This is a genomic window from Chamaesiphon sp. OTE_20_metabat_361 (genome assembly GCF_031364565.1).
Genome location: NZ_JANLWO010000656.1, coordinates 1 through 5,702 on the forward strand (window position 1 = coordinate 1; position 5,702 = coordinate 5,702).

At 45.5% G+C, this 5,702-nt stretch carries 4 protein-coding genes and 1 pseudogene; 4 read left to right on the forward strand and 1 reads right to left on the reverse strand.

Features of this window, described 5'->3' with window-relative positions:
- Positions 1-403 (reverse strand): annotated as a pseudogene (locus tag RMO35_RS18755) (23S rRNA (adenine(2503)-C(2))-methyltransferase RlmN); the annotation flags it as partial.
- 396 nt (positions 404-799) lie between these two features.
- On the opposite strand from RMO35_RS18755, the gene RMO35_RS18760 reads away from it, so the two are divergent.
- The 4 genes from RMO35_RS18760 to RMO35_RS18775 all read left to right on the forward strand — a co-directional run bounded on the left by RMO35_RS18760 (position 800) and on the right by RMO35_RS18775 (position 5,410).
- The gene (locus RMO35_RS18760) at positions 800-1,684 is read left to right on the forward strand and encodes a hypothetical protein (RefSeq protein ID WP_309743056.1); all 885 of its coding nucleotides are present in this window, start codon (positions 800-802) and stop codon (positions 1,682-1,684) included.
- 96 nt (positions 1,685-1,780) lie between these two features.
- Positions 1,781-4,288 (forward strand): ATP-dependent DNA helicase RecG, encoded by a 2,508-nt coding sequence (recG, locus tag RMO35_RS18765; RefSeq protein ID WP_309743058.1) that lies wholly within the window; start codon positions 1,781-1,783, stop codon positions 4,286-4,288.
- A 24-nt stretch (positions 4,289-4,312) separates the two neighbouring features.
- Positions 4,313-4,954 (forward strand): hypothetical protein, encoded by a 642-nt coding sequence (locus RMO35_RS18770; RefSeq protein WP_309743059.1) that lies wholly within the window; start codon positions 4,313-4,315, stop codon positions 4,952-4,954.
- Positions 4,955-4,966: 12 nt separating this feature from the next.
- Positions 4,967-5,410, forward strand: a complete 444-nt coding sequence (locus RMO35_RS18775; RefSeq protein ID WP_309743061.1) for a hypothetical protein — start codon at positions 4,967-4,969, stop codon at positions 5,408-5,410.
- Positions 5,411-5,702: the final 292 nt, after the last annotated feature.

Consider the following 5,702-nt stretch of genomic DNA (forward strand, 5'->3'; position numbering starts at 1 on the left):
CCCCCTTCCCCGTCGCGCAGAAGGTACAAGCCATCGCACAGCCTACCTGAGAGGAGACGCAGACTGTCAGCCGTTTAGAGGTGGGAATCCCGACTGCTTCGACGATTTGCCCATCCTGAAGCTGGAGTAAGTATTTGATCGCACCATCATTAGAAACTGCCCGATGCTGGATTGTCGATCGACCGATCGGTGTATCCTTGACACTCTCGCGCCACTGCTTAGAAAATACGGTAATATCAGCCAGGGATTTGGCACCTTGTTGGTAAATCCATTGGTATAGTTGTTTGCCCCGATAAGCTGGTTGTCCTTGCTCCTGCACCCAGGCGGTCAATTCTGCTAAACTCAAGCCTAGTAATGGGGTAGTAGTGCTTTGAGTGTTGGGATCTAAAGTAATGACAGACATGTTTTTGAGGGTTATGATTGCAGGAGTTGGGGAGCTTGGTGGAGAGGGATCGGACATAGCAATATTGCCGACGCTCGATCGACTCATGAGCAGCTCTGTTTGTCTCTGGCTCGGAACATTATTCTAACCGAATGGCTGACAATATGGGGCAGATTTTGGGTATGACAAGTGCCCCGCAAACCAAATTTATTCATACATCGATGTATCGTCGTCACCCATTTTATGACATTTCCGATCGAGACAATGTATCTAGATCGGTTTGAGTCTATCTAGTTAAACCCTATTTGCTGCTTGTCTTGACACGCTAAACCCTCTCCCAAGGAGACGCTGCGCGAAAAGTCGGCTTTTCGCGCATCTCTCCCGCTATCCCCTATCCCCTATTCCCTATTCCCCCATATGGCAAGATCGATCGAACAAGTCGGACAAGATTTACATCATTTGCAGACAGCCAGTAGTAATCTCGGCACGGAACTAACTGCTGCTTATCAAAGTTATTTTGCGGCTTTAGCACCGACACTCAAGCAACAGTCGATTCAGAGTTGTTATTATTTATGTACCAATTGTTATCCAGATGCTTTCTTGAAATTAAATTACAATCAGCGATCGCAATTGCTCAAAACTTTGCAGCGGGTAATTAGTAATGCGATCGCCAATTTAGTCGTTCAGATCGACTCATCGGCTCGGGTTGATAATGATGATGAGCCAACTGGGGAACTAACTTCTATCCCCATTATGCCGATCGATTGGTTTGCCACGCCAACTTCTTTATCTACTTGGCAGCAAAACTTAGAATCAGAAATCGCGCATAGTTTGAAAGAGATTTCTTATAAAGTAAATTTGCTCTTGCAGCAGGCTCGGATCATGCCAGCGACGATTCCTAAGCCAATTTTAGAAGCAAGCGCTCAAGCCGATCGTCAGGGCGAAAGCAATGTAAATATCCCTAATTTATTAAGTATTTTAATCGAGCAAGAGCCGGACGAGCAGGAATTTGAAGACTCTACTAGCGATCGAGCGATTGTTAGTAATGGTACCGATCGATCTGTCTCGATCGCTCTCGATGCTGAGGGTGATGATTTTCCGCAGATAGTGCAAATTCATAGTGTTTATTTACGTTTGACAGAAGTTGAATTCTCGGAAGTCAATGTCTTAAGCTTGCGGAAAAATATCGATCGCATCGTCGATAAAGTCAAGCTGCTTCGCCGGGAGTATCTTCAAAAACAACAAGAACTAAAAATTGCCGAAGCTGAATCAGCTTGGCGAAATAGTTGGTTTGAAAGCTAGCAGTTACCATCGATCTCGAACGATCGTCGATATTTGAGCTAAGATGGATAACTGCGGTGATTAGTACTCGATTATCATTTACTTTTTGGCAGATAGATGTCCGAAGAACCAGATTGGTCAAGAATTCAAAAAGCGCTCGCGATCGAGGCAGAATATGGTTATACCGATTTAGTGGGGCAACAGTATCGCTTCGGTGAATTTTTATGTTTGAGTTTTGGCAAACCACCAACTCATGTTAGTGCTAAAGATCGTCAACATTGGCGCGAATTAGCTTTTGAATTTGCTAAATATCACGATCTGACCCTGAGCGAACGGAAGTTATTAATTGCTAAAGCCAGTCAATTTTTGACAGTTGCTCAACAAGTTGCCAGTCTTGAAATCAGTCATCAACCAGTTAGTTCGCCCCAGGTAAGTGAAGTACCTAGAAAGATTATTTCCAGCCCAGCAAGTATTCCTAAACTTTCACCTGCGACAATTCCCACGGTTCAAAGTGACACTAATTTAACACTCGATCGCTACTTACGCGATATTCCCCAATTAGGAATTCGCAAAGCCGAAATTCTGGCTCGATTGGGATTATTAACTGTCAAAGATGTTCTGTATTACTATCCGCGCGATCATATCGATTATGCCAAGCAGATAAATATCATCGAGCTAGAGCCAGGTACCACCGTGACGCTGGTGGGGATTATTCGCAAGATTAACTTCTTTACCAGTCCTAAAAACAAGAAACTCAATGTCCTCGAAATTACCATCAAAGATGAAACTGGTAGCCTCAAAATCAGTCGCTTTTATGCCGGGACTCGCTACAGCAATCGCGGCTGGCAAGAATCACTCAAGCGCAAATATCCCGTCGGCAGTTGGATTGCCGCATCGGGATTAGTCAAGCAGGGGAAATATGGCATCAATTTAGATAATCCCGAAATAGAAGTATTAGCAGATAGTGAAGCGAGTATTTCTTCGCTCAAAATTGGGCGCGTCTTGCCAGTTTACCCCTTAATAGAAGGTGTATCTGCCGATATCGTTCGTGAAGCTGTCATGACAGTTTTGCCAGCAGCAGGACTATTAAAAGATCCCTTACCCAAAGTCGTCCGCGAGCAGTATGGCTTGATGGAATTAGCATCATCGATTCAAAATATTCATTTCCCTGAAGATAGCGATACCAAAGAAGCCGCGCGGCGGAGATTGGTTTTTGATGAGTTTTTCTATCTCCAATTAGGCTTCCTCCAACGCCGCCATTTGATGCGCCAGACTCATACTCAAACCATCATCAAACCGACAGGAATATTAATCGACAGATTTAGAGAACTATTACCATTCCAACTCACAAATGCTCAACAGCGAGTCGTGAGTGAGATTTTAGAAGATATCCAACAACCCGCACCGATGAATCGGTTAGTACAAGGTGATGTCGGCTCAGGTAAAACCGTCGTGGCTGTCATGGCAATTCTCGCCGCCATCCAATCCGGCTATCAAACCGCACTCATGGCTCCCACCGAAGTCCTCGCCGAGCAACACTATCGCAAACTCGTCGGCTGGTTTAACCTCCTTCATCTCCCCGTCGAACTCCTGACAGGCTCCACCAAAGCCGCCAAACGGAGACAAATATATAGCGAACTCGAAACAGGCGAACTCTCGATCGCCGTCGGCACACATGCTTTAATTCAAGATAAGGTCAATTTCCGCAACCTCGGTTTAGTCGTCATCGACGAACAACATCGCTTCGGCGTCTTCCAGCGTGCTCGACTCCAGCAAAAAGGCTCCCAGCCACACGTCTTGACGATGACAGCCACACCTATCCCCCGCACCCTCGCCCTCACCCTCCACGGCGATTTAGACGTGAGCCAGATTGACGAACTACCCGCTGGACGACAGCCGATTCAAACCAACGCTGTCAATAGCCGCCAGCGCAGCCAAGTTTACGAACTCATGCACCGCGAAATCGCCCTGGGGAGACAGGTATACGTCGTCCTCCCCCTCGTAGAAGAGTCCGAAAAACTCGATCTCCGCGCCGCCACCGAGGAACATACACGATTAGCCACCGAAGTCTTCCCCCAATATCAAGTCGGCTTGCTTCACGGACGCATGGCTTCGGCAGATAAAGATGCCGCTCTGAGTGCATTTCGCGATAATGTTACCCAAATTATCGTCTCCACCACCGTCATCGAAGTCGGCGTAGATGTCCCCAACGCCACCGTCATGCTCATCGAAAACGCCGAACGCTTCGGCTTATCCCAGCTCCACCAGTTACGCGGACGCGTCGGACGCGGCGAACATCGTTCCTACTGCCTCCTGATGAGCGGTAGCAGTTCGAGCAACGCCAAGCAACGCCTACAGGTGCTAGAACAGTCCCAAGATGGTTTTTGGATCTCCGAGATGGATATGCAATTACGCGGCCCTGGGCAGGTTTTAGGCACCCGTCAATCGGGGATGGCAGATTTTGCCTTAGCTAGTTTAGCAGAGGATGGCGAAGTGTTGTCGATCGCGCGAGATGCAGCAGAAAAAGTCATTTTGCAAGATAAAGATCTGAGCCAATCACCCCGATTGAAGGCGGAGTTAGATTATCGTTTTCAAAAACTGATGGGAGGAAGTATTTTGACTTAATTAATATCATGGAAGGTCGATCGAGTGATGTTTTCGGGTGGTAAGATTGCCAGAACTAAAGCACTAAATATCGATCGATTTTCAGGGATGACGAGTAGTAACGACGATTCAAACGATACGATTTGGGTAAATGGATATCATGGCACCAGCCGCAGTCGCGCCGACAAAATTATTGCCGAAGGTTTTCAACCCAGCACAAATGGCTATGATTGGCTGGGTACGGGGGTTTATTTCTGGCAGGATGCACCCAATCATGCGTTACATTGGGCACAGAAAATGTATAGCCAGGAGCCAGCCGTAATCAAATCCAGGCTGAGACTGGATAGCACATGTCTCGATCTGTTGGATATGCCAGATACCAACAATACTAATTTTTGGATGGACAGTTATAATAAATTTATTGAGGTATACCAACAAACGGGAAAGAGTTTGCCAACACAGAACCCAGATATACCTGGCAAGCGTTATCTAGATTGTGCTTTCTTTGATTATCTTATTAGTACTATCGAGCGATCTTCTGAACCAGACTCACTTGGGTTGATTCGTTCTGCATTTGTTGAAGGACATCCAATCTTTCCAAACTCAGCTATTTGTGATAAGACTCACGTTCAAATCTCAGTTATAAAATTAGATTTAATCGAACACTCTTTTATATACCAAGGTTAAGGAGAGATTCCAATGCCAATGAACCCTGAGAAATTCAAACAAATCATCACCGATCACTTTAAAACTGTTACACCAGAAGAGTTCTTAGAAAATCTGCGAAAATCTTCGCCTTATCTTTTCACTGAAGATTCAGAAAAGCAACAAGACGATCGAATCTCAGAATCCGACCTTCCAGTAGATCGAATTAATCCAACCCCAAAATCAAATCTACCTCGTGTTCCTGGGCAAGACAAAGGCAAAATAATTATTTTTCCAGACTTTGACGATCCTTTGCCAGCAGATATTCTAGCCGAGTCAGCTAATCTAGGCTCAGAAATATCTAAAAACACAGAACTTTATCAGCAAGCAAAGCAAGAGATTAAGCTGGAGATTGCGCCTAAACTATTGAAAAAAGGCATGAGTATTCAAGAAGTAGCCGAACTTTTAGAACTGGACGTACAGCTACTGGCTCAATAGATATTTAATCCTATCTGTAAATCGCGATCGAGTCTAAAGCGCAAGAGAATCCCGCCTATTCAGTCCAATGGTATTATAATCACAGATAATATCCAAAGTGGGAACATCTAGCCTAACCTCGGCACCTTATTTAATTTAAGCCGATCGCGATCCCATTACCCAGTCCTTCTATGCTAGAGTCATCCTTACTCGCGCCAGGTAATATCCTCGGCAATCGTTATGAGATCGTCCGCGAACTTGGACGCGGCGGATTTGGACGGAGTTATTTAGCCAAGGATCTCAATAAATTTGG

Coding starts and splice junctions, on each gene's coding strand:
- RMO35_RS18760 (WP_309743056.1), top strand. CDS start 800: ATGGCAAGATCGATCGAACAAGTCGGACAAGATTTACATCATTTGCAG.
- recG (WP_309743058.1), top strand. CDS start 1,781: ATGTCCGAAGAACCAGATTGGTCAAGAATTCAAAAAGCGCTCGCGATC.
- RMO35_RS18775 (WP_309743061.1), top strand. CDS start 4,967: ATGCCAATGAACCCTGAGAAATTCAAACAAATCATCACCGATCACTTT.